We start from the raw sequence: 14,504 nt of genomic DNA, 5'->3' as shown, positions 1-14,504 counted from the left end.
CACCTCTCAGACGGGACGCCCGCGCCCGGCGCGGGCCGTGGCGGCCTGCCTCCGCAGGCCGATCCTGGCCGGTGTGTTCCCGGCTCCAGCGACCATCATGAATAGTCGTCAGACAAGCGTCAATACTTCTCTGAGAAATCGGCCGTGGCGTGCCGTTCCAGCCAGGCGGCCACCCCGTCGTCGTCGTTGGACGCGGTCACCTCGCCGACCGCGCCGAGCACCGAGGGATGGGCGTTGGCGACCGCCACCGCGGTCCCGGCCCAGGTCAGCATGGGGAGATCGTTCGGCATGTCACCGAACGCGATCACGTCGGCGCTGCCGAACCCGAGCCGGTCCGCCATCGACTCAAGGGCCGCCGCCTTGGTGACGCCGGCCCGCATCACCTCGCAGAACACGTCCGCCGAGATGGTGACCTCGCAGCCGGTCAGGACCCCGCGTACGGTCTCGTAGTACTGGCGGGCGGCGCCTTCGAGCTGCACCATGAGCTTGCCGACGTCGTGCCGGTCGATCTCGCCCTCCAGCCGGGGCACCCGACGCGCGCCCCGGGACAGCGGCTCGGGCAGGTGGAACTCGTCCTCCAGCAGGAGCTCCAGGCGGCATTCGGCGCCCAGGCGGACGCCAGGGAACCGGTCGCGGAGCGCCGACAGGGCCGCGGCGAGCGGCTGCCGGTCCAGCGGGCGGTAGTCGACCACCTCGTCGCGGCCGAAGTCGAAGGTGATCGAGCCGTTCCCGCACACGGCGACGGCCGCGTCGTCCAGGGCCGCGGCCACCGAGCGGGTGTCGCGGACCGGGCGCGCGGTGGCGATGACGAACACGTGCCCGGCGGCGCGGGCGCGGCGCACCGCCGTACGGGTGCGCTCGGAGACCTGGCCGCGGGAGTCCAGCAGCGTCCCGTCGAGGTCGCACACGATCATCCGGCGGCTCACGGCGTGACGTCTTTCCCGACGTGCGACTCGATGACGTCGAGGGCCCCCGCGGCCAGGATGCCGCCGATGGTCTCGGCCAGTCCCCGGCGGGCCGCCAGCCCCTGGACGACCACCAGCCCCTCCGTCAGGCCGGTCCCGGCCCGCCAGGACCGCTCCGGCATGGAACCGGCCACGCTCGGCAGGTTGCGCGAGGAGGTGCGGACGGTCAGCAGCACGTGCGCCGCTCCCCCGTCCACCGCGGCCAGCAGCCGCGCGACCTTCTGGATCGCGGCCCGTTTCCCGGTCTCCCGCCAGGCGGCCGGGCTCGCGACGAGCTGCGGGACGCACGTGCGCAACGTGGCGATGACCCGCAGGTCGTGCTCGTCGAAGGCGGAGTCGGGGCCGTCGGCCTCGATGACGGCGTCGGCGAGCTCAGGGACCTTGGCCTCCGTCGCGCCGAAGGACGGCACGATCCGTACGGGCAGCGGCACGCTCTGGAAGAACTGCCGGGCGATCTTCGGGAACCCGGTCGCGACCCGGACCCCGGGCGGCAGGCCGGCGACGTCCACGGCGGGATGATCGGCGGGTACGGCGAGCACCAGCCGCCACGGGGGCACGCACCCGCTCGTCTCGACCAGCTCGACCTTCGCGCCGGTCTCCTCGATCCAGTCGGCGCCGGTCACGCCGAAGTCGAAGATGCCCTTCTCCACGGCGAGCGGGATCTCGCGCGCCTTGTGGAAGGCCACCTCGATGTCGCCGTCGTAGTCGATGCGCGCCCGGTAGCTGCGTTCGGACGGCCGCCGCACCTCCAGCCCGGCGGCGGCGAACCGGCCGAGGACGGGACGTTCCAGGTAAGAGCCTTTGGGCAGCGCGAGCGAGACCATGCAGTCCTCCTCGGAACAGGGGGACCGAACCCCCGGTGGCGTCCAGCGCGCACCGGCAAGCGTCCCCGTCCGGCCGGGCGGCGGCAAGTGAACCATGGGGGTGGCCGAAGGTTGACTTCGATTCCTGACCATTGTCGACCATGATGGGAAAGGGGGGTTCACGGGAGAGGAAACGACGAGTGTCCACATGCCTGACCCTCCTGCCCGCCGTTGACGTGCGCGGCGGCCGGGCCGTCCGCCTGGTACGCGGCGAGTCCGGGACCGAGACCTGGTACGGCGACCCGCTCGACACGGCGCTGGCCTGGCAGGACGCGGGCGCCGACTGGGTGCACCTGGTGGACCTCGACGCCGCCTTCGGCACCGGCACGAACCGCGCGCGCATCGCCGAGGTCGTCGGCGCCCTCGACGTCCCGGTCGAGTTGTGCGGCGGCGTACGCGACGACGACGGGCTCGCGGCGGCGCTGGCCACCGGCTGCGGCCGGGTGGTGCTCGGCACCGGCGCACTGGAACGTCCGGAGTGGGTGGCGGGCGTGATCGCCCGGCACGGCGACCGGGTCGCCGTCGAGCTGGACGTCTGGGGCACGACCGTACGCAGCCACGGCTGGACCCGCGACGCCGGCGACCTGTACGAGACCCTGGCCCGCCTGGACGCGGCCGGCTGCGCCCGGTACGTCGTCACCGACATCGCCAGGGACGGCACGCTCGGCGGCCCCAACCTCGGCCTGCTGCGCGACGTCTGCGCCGCCACCGGCCGGCCCGTCGTGGCCTCCGGCGGGGTGTCCTGCCTCGACGACCTGCGCGCCATCGCGTCCCTGACCTCGCTCGGCGTCGAGGGCGTGGTGGTGGGCAAGGCGCTGTACGCCGGCAGGTTCACCCTCGGGCAGGCCCTGGACGCGGTACGCAAGCCGGAGTCCTAGCCCGGCCGCATGGCCAGCGCGCGCAGGGCCAGCTGGATCATGCCGGACTCGGCGGACCCGGCGGCCAGGCTGCGCAGCTCGTCCTCCTCCAGCCAGCGGGCCTCGTCGAACTTGTCCCGTTCGATCCTGGGCCGGGTCAGGTCGCCCTCGACCGTGGCCAGCACGTCGATCTCGCGCCGGAGGCCGCCGTCGCCGCCGGTCCAGTCGAAGACGTCCACCAGGCCGCCCACCTCCAGCAGGCGCCAGCCCGTCTCCTCCTCGATCTCCCTGGCGAGCGCCGCGCACAGGGTCTCGCCCTGCTCGACGTGCCCGCCGACGATGTCCCAGCAGCCGGGGAAGAGCCGTACGTGCTCCGCCCGGCGCTGGAGGAACACCTCACCGCTCGGGTTGACCAGCACGGCGCCCACCACGCACCGCGCGCCCGCCGCGGACGCCTCCCGCTGGATCGGCTCGAACTCCGCCGGATGGGGGGCACAGGTCATGCGGACTCCTGATGGGCGTAGTAGGTGGCGTAGAGCGCGGCGAACGGGCCGTCGCGGCGCAGCAGTTCCCCGAATCCGCCCTGCTCGGCGATCTCGCCGCCGTGCAGCACCAGGACGCGGTCGGCGCGCCGGATGGTGGAGAGCCGGTGGGCGATCACCAGCACGGTGCGATCGGCGCACAACCGGGACAGCGCGTCCTGGATGCCGCGTTCGGTCAGCGGGTCGACGCTGGCGGTGGGCTCGTCCAGCAGCAGGATGTCCGGTTCGCGGACGAACATCCTGGCCAGGGCGATGAGCTGCCGCTGCCCGACGGACACCCCCTGGCCACCGGCGGCCAACGGGTCGTCCAGGGACATCGGCATGCTGCGGTCCCACACGCGGTGGCCGATCCGCTCGACGGCCCGTACGACGTCGGCGCGGTCCGCGCCGGGCCGGCCGTAGGCGATGTTCTCCGCGAGCGTGCCGGCGAAGATGAACGGATGTTGCGGCACGACGCCCACCCGCCGCCGGTAGGCCAGCAGGTCGAGACCGCGGATGTCACGGCCGTCGACCAGCAGTTCGCCGCCCTGGAAGTCGTAGGCGCGGGCGATCAGCTTGGCCAGCGTGGACTTGCCGCCGCCTGTGTGCCCGACGACCGCCACCGTCTCGCGAGGGGCGAGGCGCACGTCGAAGTCCCGGAACACGGTGGCGCCGGAGCCGTACCGGAAGTGCAGGCCGCGGGCCTCGACCGCGCCGCTCAGCGCGGTCACCGGCGCGTTCCCGCTCTGGACGACGGCGTGGTCGCTGTCGATCAGCGCGAACACCCGCTCGGCGGCGGCCAGCCCCTGCTGGAACAGGCTCCAGAACGAGGCGGCCTGGGTGACCGGCTGCCACAACATGCCGAGCGCCTGGAGGGCGAAGTACCACTCACCCGCCGAGAGCCGGCCGAGCACCGCGAACCGCCCGCCCTGGTACAGCACGACGGCCGTGGCCAGCCCGGCCAGCAGCGTCAGGACCGGCAGGATGACCGCGTAGATGAGGCCCTGCCGGACGTAGACGCGGTACGACAGGCGGTTGACCTCGTCGAAGTCGCCGTAGACGGCCTGCTCGCGGCCGAAGTTCTTGGCGACCGCGATGCCGAGCATGGTCTCGTGCACGTTGGCGTTGACCTTGGCCATGACCCGCCGCGTGGCCGACGCCGCCGTACGGGCCACCCGGCGGAAGGCCAGGGCCGTGCCCAGCAGGAACGGCAGCGCCGCCACGATGACCAGGCCGAGCCCGGGGTCGATCCAGAACACCACGCCGCCGAGCAGCACCACCAGGAAGAGCTGGCTGATCAGATTGAGGGTGAGGGTGAGCACCGAGCCGAAGCCCTCGGTGTCGCCGGTGACCCGGCTGAGCACCTTGCCGACCGAGTTCTCGTCGTAGAAGGCGACGTCCTTGGCGAGCGCGGCGTCGGCGGCCTCGCTCTGCAACTGGTACACCATGCCGCCGACCAGCCGGGCGGTGATCGCCTGGCGGGCCCAGTTCATCGCCCAGGCCAGCACCGCCGCCGCGACCACGAACAGGCACAGCAGCAGGCCCGGCCCGCTGCCGCCGCCGGCCTGGTCGATCAGGCGGGAGACGACGATCGGCACCGAGGCGGTCAGCAACACCGAACCCGCGACGAGCAGGGCAGAGCCGACCATTCCGGCGCGGTGGGCGCGCAACTGGCGCAGGATGCGGGCCAGCAGGCGGCGGTTGCCGTACACGCGGTCGTAGGCGTCGGCGTGCAGGCCCGCGAACAGGTCGCTCACGGCCGCCGCCGATCCTGGGCGTCATCCACTGTAGATCTCCCGGTAGAGCGCGCAGCGCGCCATCAGTTCGTCGTGCGATCCCTGGTCGACGACCCGGCCGCCGTCCAGCAGCAGGATCACGTCGGCGCGGCGGATCTGGCCGGGGCGGTGCGAGACCAGCACCGTCGTACGGCCCGCCGTCGCGTGCTCGATCGCCTCGGTGATGGCCGCCTCGGTACGGGCGTCCACCGCGCTGGTCGCGTCGTCGAGGGTGAGGATGCGCGGCTCGGTCAGCAGGGCCCTGGCGATGGCCAGCCGCTGCCGTTGCCCGCCGGACAGCGTGGTGCCGCCCTCGTTGAGCGTGGTGGCGTAACCGTCGGACATCGCCTGGACGAACTCGTCCGCGCACGCCTGCTTGGCGACGCGCTGGACGTCCTCGTACCCGGCGGCGTGCGGCGCGCCGAAGGCGATGTTGTCCAGCACGCTCTTGGAGAACAGGAAGATCTCCTGGTCCACGTGGCCGATCTGGCGGCGCAGCGCGCCCGGCTCCCACTCCCGTACGTCCCGACCGTCGATCAGCACGCGGCCGCCGGTGGCGTCGTACATGCGGTTGACCAGCTTGATCAGCATGCTCTTGCCACTGCCGGTGGGGCCGACGACGGCGAGGGTGCGCCCGGCGGGCAGGTGGAAGGAGACCTCGCGCAGGATGTCCCGGCCCTCGTGGCGCAGCGAGACCCGGTCGAAGGTGATCGCCCCCTGGACGGCCTGCGTCGTGCCGTGCGTGTCCTCGCGCTCGCCGGGGGCGCCGTCGATGATCTGCCGCATGCGGGCGGCGGCGGCGAACCCCTCCTGGATGACCGGCACGGCCTGCTCGGACATGGTGACGGGCTGCGCGAACAGCAACAACCAGCCGAGATACGTCACCACCTGGGCCAGGGTGAGCTGCCCCTGTGAGTAGAGGTAGAGCGAGTGCAGGGAGCCGGTCACCATCGCCAGCGCGAAGCTCAGCGCGGGCAGGTAGACCGCCTGCGCCCGGCCGCGCCGGACGAACGCGTCCCGGTAGGCGGCGGCGGCCGATCTGAGGGCGTGCCGCTCGTGGTCCTCCTGCGTGGCCGCCTTGACGGTGGCGATGCCCGAGAGCGTGGTGGCAAAACGTTCGTTGAGGTCGGCGAAGGTCTCGCGGGTGCGCATGACCAGCGGGTAGAGCCGCCGCAGGTGGTAGCGCAGCGCGTAGGCGAACACCAGGACCAGTACGCCGGGGGCCAGCAGCAGCCGCGGGTCCAGCGAGGCGATGAACAGGATCGGGACCAGCAGGGCCAGGACTCCGTTGGCGGCGGTGGCCGCGCCTGGGCTGAGCATGTAGTCGACGAGCCTGGCGTCGTTGATGGCGCGGGCCAGGATGTCGCCGATGCGCTGCTGGTCGTGGAAGGACATACGTTTGGCCAGCAGGCTGCGGTACAGCTCGTCCCGCAGGTCCCGTTTGACGCGCTGGGCGACGACCTCCATCGAGCCGTTCGACAGCAGGTCGGCGACGAACCGGCCGGCCGCCAGCAGCGCGGCGGCCACCGCCGCCGCCCCGACCGCGCCGAGGTCGTGGCGGGGGCCGGTGGCCTCGGCGAACGCCGCGCCGATCTGGACGGGGACGAGCGTGGAGCACAGGCTCGCCGCCACGGCCGCCACGGTGAACAGCAGCAACGACGGCCGCTGCCGCCGCAGGTGACCGGCGACCCATCGCCCTGCGCGCGGTGACGCGACCGGCCGCCCGCTCGCAGCCGGTCGCGCCCGTTCAGTCATGCCTCCCCCTCTTGGTCAACGGCCCCCGCCTAGGCCGAGGCCCGGACGGAGTCGGTCAGGTAACCGAGGCCGTTCGTCGCGGCGGCGTCCAGCTCCGCCATCACCCGGTCGCACAGGGCCGAGGCGGCGAGCGCGTCGGAGATCGACGGCACGCCCTTGACCGGGGCACGACCGCCCGTGTGAGGCTCGGACTGCTGCCCGGCGCAGGCGTCCACGAACGCCTGGAGCTCCGGCCCGAAGCCGCTGCGCCCCCACCCGTGGTCCAGGTTGCGGGTGGCGTGCAGCTCCTGCCCGTACGGCAGCCCGTCGGACAGTTCGAGGGTCACCCGTTCCAGGGACGGCGCGCTGTACCTGCTGCCGTCCATGCCCTGCACGGTGACGCCCACCAGGAACCGCTTGACGTGGTTGCCCATGCGCAGCGTCGACAGCGAGCCGTCGTGGTGCCGCAGGAACAGGTTGACCTGGAACCGGTCGGCGTCGCCGATGGCGTGCGCGTCCAGCTGGACGACCGGCGACGGCGTGAACCACCGGGCCAGGTCGAGGGCGTGCACCCCGTTGTGCCGGATCCACGCCTCCAGGGTGGTGTCCACCCCCCACTGCGGCGCCGACGGGTGGCGGCTGTAGAAGTCGACGGTCACCGAGCACGGCGTGGCCCGGATCTCCTCGCTCAGCTCGTGCAGCCGCTGGAGCGTCTCGGCGTAGCGGAAGTTGAAGCCCACCTGGACGTGCCGCCCGCTGCGGCGCACCACGTGCTCCAGGTCCTGGAGCGCGGGTGTGGACGGCCCGGCCGGCTTCTCGACGAAGCAGTCGATCCCGCTCTCGGCGAGCTGCCGGACCAGCCGGTACGACGGCTCCGGCGGTACGGCCAGCACCGCGGCGTCCACGGTCTCCAGGTCCAGGTCGTCCACCGACGACGCGCAGGTCGCCCCGCCGGCCAGCGACTGGACGTCGGCGGCCAGCGACAGGTCGGGGTCGACGCAGGCCACGACCTGGTGGCCGCGGATGCGTTGCAGGAACGGGAACAGGTTCTGTTGCATCTGGCGGCCGCAGCCGACCAGGGCCAGGCGCAGGAGGTCAGCCACGGCCGGCCCCCGCGGTCGCGTTCCACGCCTCGAACGCCTGGCGGGCCCGCTCGCGCAGGTCGCCCCAGTCGATGTCGCGGTGCGCCAGGCACACGAAGGACGGGTGGCCTTCGAGCAGCAGGATGCCGACGGCGGCCAGCTCGGCCAGCAGCGCCTCACGGCGCTCCTTGTCGCCCAGCAGCTCCACGTCGTGGTAGACCAGCTCGAACATGCCGCCGCCGAGCACCGGGCGGGCGCCGACCAGGGCCTCGACCCCGGCGTCCGCGGCGGCCGCGGTGAAGGCGGCGGCCGTCTCCGTGCCGATCCGGCCGATCTCGGTCCACCCGTCGGGCGCGTCGCCGACCGGCTTCTCCAGGATGTCGCGGGTGGCCAGCGCGGCGTAGACCGCGATCATCTCCTTGGAGAACGTGCCGCTCAGCCGGGCCCGCTCGGCGAGCGCGAGCAGGTCGGCGTCGCCGGCCAGGATGCTCAGCGGGGCGCCGTTGGCCAGCGCCTTGCCGATCACGATCAGGTCCGAGCCGAGGGCGTTGTCGTGGTCGTAGCCGAGCGCCGAGATACGGCCGCCGGTCTTGGTCTCGTCGAAGACCGTGAGCAGACCGGCCTCGCGGCACATCGCGACGGCCTGGCGCAGCACGTCGGGCGTGGTGAAGGAGGCCAGGTAGGCGTCGAAGACGAAGCAGCCCAGCCGGCCGCGGTGCCGTTCGAGCAGCTCGGCGAGGGACTCCAGGCGCAGGTCCACCCAATTGGCGACCGGCTCGGTGTCGCCGATGCCGCGCATGCCGTCGGTGTAACGGAGCTTGTTCCGCAGCGGGGAGTGCAGGGGCTCGTGCCACTTCAGGGAGTCGGCGATCTGCGCGTCGTGCCAGCCGACGTAGCCGCTGCGGATGATGCCGAGCCGGCCGGTGCGCATCGCGGCCAGCCGGAAGGCGGCGGTGACGGCCTCGGAGGCGGTCTTGAAGAACGCGCCGCGGTCGCCGGGCCGCTCGCCGAGCAGCCGGTCCAGGTATTCCTGGTGGAACGTGGTGTAGCCCGGCAGCATGACGCCGTTGCCGAGATAACCGCACAGAATTTCGTTGAATTGGGCGTCCGCGTGACCGATTATCACTGGGCCATAACCCATGACGAAATCGATGTACGGCACGCCGTTCGCGTCCGAAACCTCGCCCCGCCGCCCCCGCGAGAACAAGAGCTGCTGCCCCGCGGACCGGAACTTACGAGTGATCTTCGAATGAGCGATGCGCTCATATTCTGACAACGATCCTCCCCCCATTGGGATTCTTAATAAGATCGGGAATTTCAATTTCTGAAGACAGTACCGTCAGGCTGCCGGGCTCCGTCAAGTACTCTTTCTTCCAGGAGTCACGGGCCGGACCGGCGACATATCAAGACCGCGAGAGCCCCGTCAAGTGCACCTTTTTCCAGGGTCACGTCTCCTTGACAATCGGGTACCCGCAATATCAAGTTGTGTGGGCCATTGTCGGTGGATGGAGGCGACGTGGATTACGGATCCGATCCGGGAAGTCCGGCCGGTGCGGGAGAGCCGGATATCGTCGGACGCAGTAAGCGTCTGTGGCTGCTGCCCGGCGGGCGGTGCCTCGTGCAGATAATCCCCAGCCTGCGCAGTTTCACGTACCACCGTGATGAAATCGTCGAGCGCACCGGGCCGCTCCGGCTGGATTTCTATGAAAGGGCGGCGGGCCGGCTGGCCGACGCCGGGGTGCCCTGCGCGTTCAGGGAACGTGTCTCGGCCGACTCGTACGTGGCCGACTACTGCCCGGCGCCGCCGTTCGAGGTGATCGTGAAGAACCGGGCCACGGGATCGACCACCCGCAAGTACCCCGGCCTGTTCGAGGACGGCGCCCCGCTGCCGCGCCCGGTGGTGAAGTTCGACTACCGGACCGACCCGGAGGACCAGCCGATCGGCGAGGACTACCTGCGGGCGCTCGGCCTGCCGGTCGAGGAGATGCGTGAGCAGGCCCTCGCCGTCAACGACGTGCTGCGGGCCTGGCTGAGTCCGCTGGAGGTGTGGGACTTCTGCCTCATCTTCGGGCAGACGGAGGACGGCGGGCTGACCGTCATCTCCGAGATCTCCCAGGACTGCATGCGCCTGCGCCACCAGGACGGCTCCCCGCTGGACAAGGACCTGTTCCGGGACGGCGTCGCGGGCGAGGAGATCGTGAACCAGTGGAGCCGCGTCCTCGATGTCATCACATGAGACCCCGCCCGCCGAGAGGCCGGGCAGCGGGGGGCCGTACGGGAAGAGGCCGGGAGCCGGGAGGCCGGTCGCGTTGGTCACCGGGAGCAACCGCGGCAGTGGCCGGGCCATCGCCGAGGAGTTGCGCGAGCGCGGCTACCGCGTCTTCTCCCTGAACCGCTCGCTCGCCGGCGAGGACTGGCTCGGCGAGCGCGAGTGCGACCTCGCGGACCCCGCGCAGATCAGGGAGGCGGCCGGCCAGGTGCTCGACGAGGCGGGCCGGCTCGACGTCTGCGTGTCCAACGCGGTGGACCGGGTGCTCGACCCGATCGCCGACCTCAGCGGCGAGGACTGGGAGCGGCTGGTCGCGATCAACCTGAGCGCCTGCTTCCACCTGCTCAAAGCCGTCCTGCCGGCGCTGCGGGCCGCCGGCGGGATGTTCGTCGCGATGGGCAGCCACGCCGGCACCCGGTACTTCGAGGGCGGCGCCGCCTACAGCGCCACCAAGGCCGGGCTGAAGGCGCTGGTCGAGACGCTGCTGCTGGAGGAGCGCCGCAACGGGGTGCGTGCCTGCCTGGTCTCGCCGGGCGCCATCGCCAACCTCGACGGCGACGGTTCGCCGCACAAGATGAGCACCCGCTCGGTCGCCCGCTGCGTGGGCACCATCGTCGACTCCTGGCCGGGCGACCTCGTGGTGGGCGAGATCGAGGTGCGGCCGTCCTGCCTGCCCGAGCCGCCGATCATCGGCATCGACCGGCTGCTGCACGTGTGAGCCCGTGTCCCCTTCGCCCCCGCCGCGCCCGCAAGGAGGAACCATGATCTCGCTCGCCCTGCCGAAGGGGTCGCTGGAGCGGCGGGCCCTGGAGCTCTTCGCCGCCGCCGGGCTGCCCGTACGGCGGCGCTCGGAACGCTCCTACCGCGGCACGGTCGACCACACCGGCGTGTCGCACGTGGCGTTCTACAAGCCGCGCGAGATCCCCCTGGTGGTCGGGGACGGCACGTTCGACCTGGGGCTGACCGGCGCCGACTGGGTGGAGGAGACCGGGGCCGAGGTCGAGGTGGTGGAGTCGTTCGACTACTCCAGGAACACCGAACGGCCCTGGCGGCTGGTGCTCGCGGTGCCGTCCGGCCATCCCGCGCGCAGCGCCGCCGACCTCGACGACGGCGTCCGGGTGGCCACCGAGTACCCGAACATCGGCCGCCGCTTCTTCCGCGAGGCGGGCCGGCGGGCCGAGGTGATCGTGTCGTACGGCGCGACCGAGGCCAAGATCCCCGAGCTGGCCGACGCCATGATGGACGTCGTCGAGACCGGCCATTCCCTCCGCCAGAACGACCTGCGCGTCATCGAGACCGTACGGACCTGCGGCGCGCAACTCGTCGCCAACCCGGCCGCCTACGCCGACCCGGCCAGGCGCGGCGTGATCAGGAACGTCGCCCTGCTGCTGCGCGCCGCCTGGGTGGGCCCGGCCCACGTCCTGCTGACGGTCCGCGCGCCCGCCGACCGGCTGGCCGAGGTGGTGCCCGCCATGCCGGGGCAGTCCTGGCGCGCCGGGCCCGGCCTGGCGGACGCGACCATGGTCGTCCTCCAGGGTGTCCTGCCCAGGCGGGACGTGCCGGAGACGATCGACGCACTGCTGTCGGCGGGGGCCGTCAACGTCACCGAGTCGGGTATCGGCATCTTCGCCACGGGAGAAGCGGGTTGATCGGCGCCGCCCGCATGGCGAAGATCGGACGTGGGAACCCTGGCCCGCGCGACGCAGTGCGAAGGAGACTCATGGACCCCCGGCCGGTGGCAGACATCTCGGAGGCGCCCCCTCGGCGCTCCCCTTGGCTGACGATCCTCATCGTCTACGCCGGCGGGGTGGTCGCGGCGGTGAGCCTCGGCAAGTTCTCCTCGGTCGGTCCCGACGTGGCGGCCCAGCTCGGGTTGTCGCTGTCGGAGCTGGGCTGGGTGATCTCGGCGGTGGTCGGCGTCGGGGCCGTCGTCGGCCTGCCCGCCGGCTACCTCGTCCGCCGTTTCGGCACCGAGAGGTCGCTGGTCGCCGGGCTGGCCACGATCGCCCTGGCGGGCGCGGCGAGCATGGCGGCGAACGACTTCGCCTGGCTGCTCATCGCCCGCGGCGTCGAGGGCGTCGGCTACGTCCTGGTCACCATCTCCTGCCCGGCGCTGATCCTGCGCCTGGCCCACGAACGTGACCGCGGCACCGCCCTGTCCGTGTGGGCCACGTTCGTCCCGGTGGGGCTCGGGGTCGCCACGCTGGCCGGGGGCGCGGCGGGCTCCGCGCTGGGGTGGCGCGGCTGGGTGGGGCTGATCGCCGGGCTCACGCTGCTCATGGCGGTGGTGAGCTGGGTGCGGCTGCCGCGCGCCGCCGGGGGGCAGGCCGCCGGGCCGGTCCCCCGGGCGCGGGAGCTGGCCTGGCCGGGCGTGCTCGCCGGGGCCTTCTGCCTGACCGCGCTGGTGACCATCCCGGTGGTCGTGCTCCTGCCCACCCTGCTCATCGAGCAGTACGGCCGCTCGGCCGCCGCCGCGGGCGCGCTGACCTCGGTCATCTCGCTGCTCGGCGTGGCCGGCGGGCTGGCGGTGGGCGTCCTGCTGCGCAGGGGCGTACGGGTTGGCGTGCTGGCCCTGTCGGGGCTCCTCGTCGTACCGGCCGCCTGGATCCTCTACTCCGGCGGCTCCTCCAGCGAGGCGCTCACCGGCGCCGGCGTCATCTCCATGGAGAACGGCTTCCTGGGCGCCCTCGTCTTCGCCGCGCTCCCCCTGGTCCTGGAGCGTCTCGACCACGCCGACGTCGGCAACGGCGTCATCGCCCAGGCCGGCAGCCTCGGCTCACTGCTCGGCCCCCCGATGTTCGGCCTGGTGGCGGGCGAGCTGGGCTACCCGGCGCTCATCCCCGTCATCGCCGTCGGCAGCCTCGCCGCCGTCGGCGCCCTGCTGCTGATCGGCAGGCGGGCGGCCCGGCCGCTCCCGGCCGCGGACTGACACGGACCGACGCGGACCGACCTCGGCGGGGCAACCCATCGCGGAGTACGCAGGAAGGTGCGACCATGCGCGGAGACGACCCGCTCGACGACACCGAACAGGCCCTGCTGCCCGCCCCCGCCCGGGGCCTGGCGGTCGCGCTGCTGCTGATCGCCGTGGCCGGCGTGGCGATCCTGCTCGTGTTCGGGCCGGGCGCGCAGCCGGCCGGGCACGCTGCCGCGCCGGCCCCGCACGCGGGGGTGGCCCCGGCCCAGGCGATCCTGCGGTTGTCCCTCGCGGTGGCGGTCATCGGCGGGCTGGCCTCGCTGGGCGGCGTCCTGGCGCGCCGGGCCGGGCAGCCGTCCGTGGTGGGTCAGATGGTGGCCGGGCTGCTGCTGGGGCCGTCCGCGCTGGGGTCGCTGGCGCCGGGCGTGTCGGCGCTGATCCTGCCCGGGTGGGTCGCGCCGCAACTCGAACTGCTGGCCCAGGCCGGGCTGGCGATCTTCATGTTCACCGTGGGCCGGGAGTTCGATCCCGCCGCCCTCGGCCGGCAGCGCACGGTGGTGGGCGTCGCCGCGCTGGCCATGATGGTCGTGCCCTTCGCCCTGGGGACGGTCGCCGCGCTCCCGTTCGCCGACGCGCTCGCCGGGCCGTCGGCCTCGGGCACGGCGTTCGTGTTGTTCGCCGGGACCGCGTTGAGCGTCACCGCGTTCCCCGTGCTGGCCAGGATCCTTCAGGAGGCGGGGCTGACCGTCACCCGGCTGGGCTCGCTGGCCATCCTCTGCGCGGGCCTGGCCGACGTGCTCGCCTGGTGCGCGCTGGCCGCGGTGATCGCGCTGGCCCACGCCGGCTCCCCCGCGGGCGTGCTGACCTCGCTGGCGCTGGCCGCCGCCCTGGTGCTCGTCGTGGTCCTCGTCGTACGCCCCGGGCTCGCCGCCCTGGCCGCCCGGTACGACGGGCGCAGGCTGCCCACCCCCGCCGCGCTCGCGATCGTCCTGGGCCTGATCTTCGCCCTGGCGGCGGCGACCGACGCCATCGGCGTGCACGCGATCTTCGGCGCGCTCCTGGCGGGGGTCGCGTTCCCGCGCGAGACCCGGGTCCTCGGCACGGTGCCGGAACGCCTCGGGTCGCTCAACCGCGCGCTGCTGCTGCCGGTGTTCTTCGCCTCGATCGGGCTGCGCACCGACGTGCACCTGGCCTTCGGCCACCCGGTGGTGCTGCTGGGTGGGGCCGTCCTGCTCGCCGCGGCGGTCCTCGGCAAGCTGGGCGCGGCCGGGGTGATCGCCTGGGCGGGCGGCATGCCGGGGCGGCTCGCGCTCGGGCTCGGCGTGCTCATGAACGCCCGCGGCGTCACCGAGATCGTCGTGCTCAGCACCGGGCTCAGCATGGGACTGATCGCGCCCGGCACGTTCACGGTGCTCGTGCTGATGGCCCTGATCACCACCATGATGACCGCCCCGGCCCTTCGCCTGCTCGACCTCTACGCCCCGGCCAGGGCCGAACCGAGGACGCCGCAACCGGCCTGAGCAG

Annotated in this window: 13 protein-coding genes; 6 read left to right on the top strand and 7 right to left on the bottom strand. The window is 72.9% G+C overall.

Going from position 1 to position 14,504, the window contains the following annotated elements:
- Positions 1–119 precede the first annotated feature (119 nt).
- Together IEZ27_RS27765 and hisG (IEZ27_RS27760) are read right to left on the bottom strand one after the other, a co-directional pair.
- Complete coding sequence (locus IEZ27_RS27765; protein ID WP_189649921.1) at positions 120–926, bottom strand: HAD family hydrolase; 807 nt, start codon at positions 924–926, stop codon at positions 120–122.
- Positions 923–1,789 (bottom strand): ATP phosphoribosyltransferase, encoded by an 867-nt coding sequence (gene hisG / locus IEZ27_RS27760; protein ID WP_189649920.1) that lies wholly within the window; start codon positions 1,787–1,789, stop codon positions 923–925. Before hisG (IEZ27_RS27760) ends, IEZ27_RS27765 begins: the two co-directional genes overlap by 4 nt.
- A 179-nt stretch (positions 1,790–1,968) precedes the next feature.
- Here hisG (IEZ27_RS27760) and priA point away from each other — a divergent pair, with 179 nt between their 5' ends.
- Positions 1,969–2,706, top strand: coding sequence for a bifunctional 1-(5-phosphoribosyl)-5-((5-phosphoribosylamino)methylideneamino)imidazole-4-carboxamide isomerase/phosphoribosylanthranilate isomerase PriA (gene priA / locus IEZ27_RS27755; RefSeq protein ID WP_229824394.1), 738 nt, complete (start codon positions 1,969–1,971; stop codon positions 2,704–2,706).
- On the opposite strand, the gene IEZ27_RS27750 is transcribed toward priA, so the two are convergent.
- The 5 genes from IEZ27_RS27750 to IEZ27_RS27730 are packed head-to-tail and all read right to left on the bottom strand — an operon-like array spanning position 2,703 to position 9,088.
- Positions 2,703–3,188 (bottom strand): NUDIX domain-containing protein, encoded by a 486-nt coding sequence (locus IEZ27_RS27750; RefSeq protein ID WP_189649919.1) that lies wholly within the window; start codon positions 3,186–3,188, stop codon positions 2,703–2,705. The genes priA and IEZ27_RS27750 overlap by 4 nt on opposite strands.
- Positions 3,185–4,963, bottom strand: a complete 1,779-nt coding sequence (locus tag IEZ27_RS27745) for an ABC transporter ATP-binding protein (protein WP_189649918.1) — start codon at positions 4,961–4,963, stop codon at positions 3,185–3,187. Before IEZ27_RS27745 ends, IEZ27_RS27750 begins: the two co-directional genes overlap by 4 nt.
- A gap of 21 nt (positions 4,964–4,984) precedes the next feature.
- Positions 4,985–6,736 carry an ABC transporter ATP-binding protein gene (locus IEZ27_RS27740; protein WP_189649917.1) on the bottom strand — a complete coding sequence of 584 codons (1,752 nt, stop codon included), beginning with the start codon at positions 6,734–6,736 and terminating at the stop codon, positions 4,985–4,987.
- 29 nt (positions 6,737–6,765) lie between these two features.
- Positions 6,766–7,818 carry a Gfo/Idh/MocA family protein gene (locus IEZ27_RS27735; protein ID WP_125632060.1) on the bottom strand — a complete coding sequence of 351 codons (1,053 nt, stop codon included), beginning with the start codon at positions 7,816–7,818 and terminating at the stop codon, positions 6,766–6,768.
- Entirely contained in the window at positions 7,811–9,088 is a 1,278-nt protein-coding gene (locus tag IEZ27_RS27730; protein ID WP_229824393.1) for an aminotransferase class III-fold pyridoxal phosphate-dependent enzyme, read from the bottom strand. The genes IEZ27_RS27735 and IEZ27_RS27730 overlap by 8 nt, the downstream gene beginning before the upstream one ends.
- 327 nt (positions 9,089–9,415) lie before the next feature.
- Here IEZ27_RS27730 and IEZ27_RS27725 point away from each other — a divergent pair, with 327 nt between their 5' ends.
- The 5 genes from IEZ27_RS27725 to IEZ27_RS27705 all read left to right on the top strand — a co-directional run bounded on the left by IEZ27_RS27725 (position 9,416) and on the right by IEZ27_RS27705 (position 14,500).
- Positions 9,416–10,033, top strand: coding sequence for a phosphoribosylaminoimidazolesuccinocarboxamide synthase (locus tag IEZ27_RS27725; protein WP_221762046.1), 618 nt, complete (start codon positions 9,416–9,418; stop codon positions 10,031–10,033).
- Entirely contained in the window at positions 10,020–10,784 is a 765-nt protein-coding gene (locus IEZ27_RS27720; RefSeq protein WP_189649915.1) for an SDR family oxidoreductase, read from the top strand. Before IEZ27_RS27725 ends, IEZ27_RS27720 begins: the two co-directional genes overlap by 14 nt.
- Before the next feature lie 43 nt (positions 10,785–10,827).
- A complete protein-coding gene (hisG, locus tag IEZ27_RS27715) occupies positions 10,828–11,715 on the top strand; it encodes an ATP phosphoribosyltransferase (protein ID WP_189649914.1) in 888 nt (295 codons plus the stop codon).
- Between the two features lie 71 nt (positions 11,716–11,786).
- Positions 11,787–12,995, top strand: a complete 1,209-nt coding sequence (locus IEZ27_RS27710) for an MFS transporter (RefSeq protein ID WP_189649913.1) — start codon at positions 11,787–11,789, stop codon at positions 12,993–12,995.
- A gap of 65 nt (positions 12,996–13,060) precedes the next feature.
- Entirely contained in the window at positions 13,061–14,500 is a 1,440-nt protein-coding gene (locus IEZ27_RS27705) for a cation:proton antiporter (RefSeq protein ID WP_189649912.1), read from the top strand.
- The last annotated feature ends 4 nt before the right edge of the window (positions 14,501–14,504 follow it).

This window comes from Nonomuraea spiralis (assembly GCF_014648435.1).
GTDB classification, from domain to species: domain Bacteria; phylum Actinomycetota; class Actinomycetes; order Streptosporangiales; family Streptosporangiaceae; genus Nonomuraea; species Nonomuraea spiralis.
The sequence above is the reverse complement of the archived record's forward strand: the minus strand, read 5'-3'. Positions and strand labels throughout refer to the sequence as shown.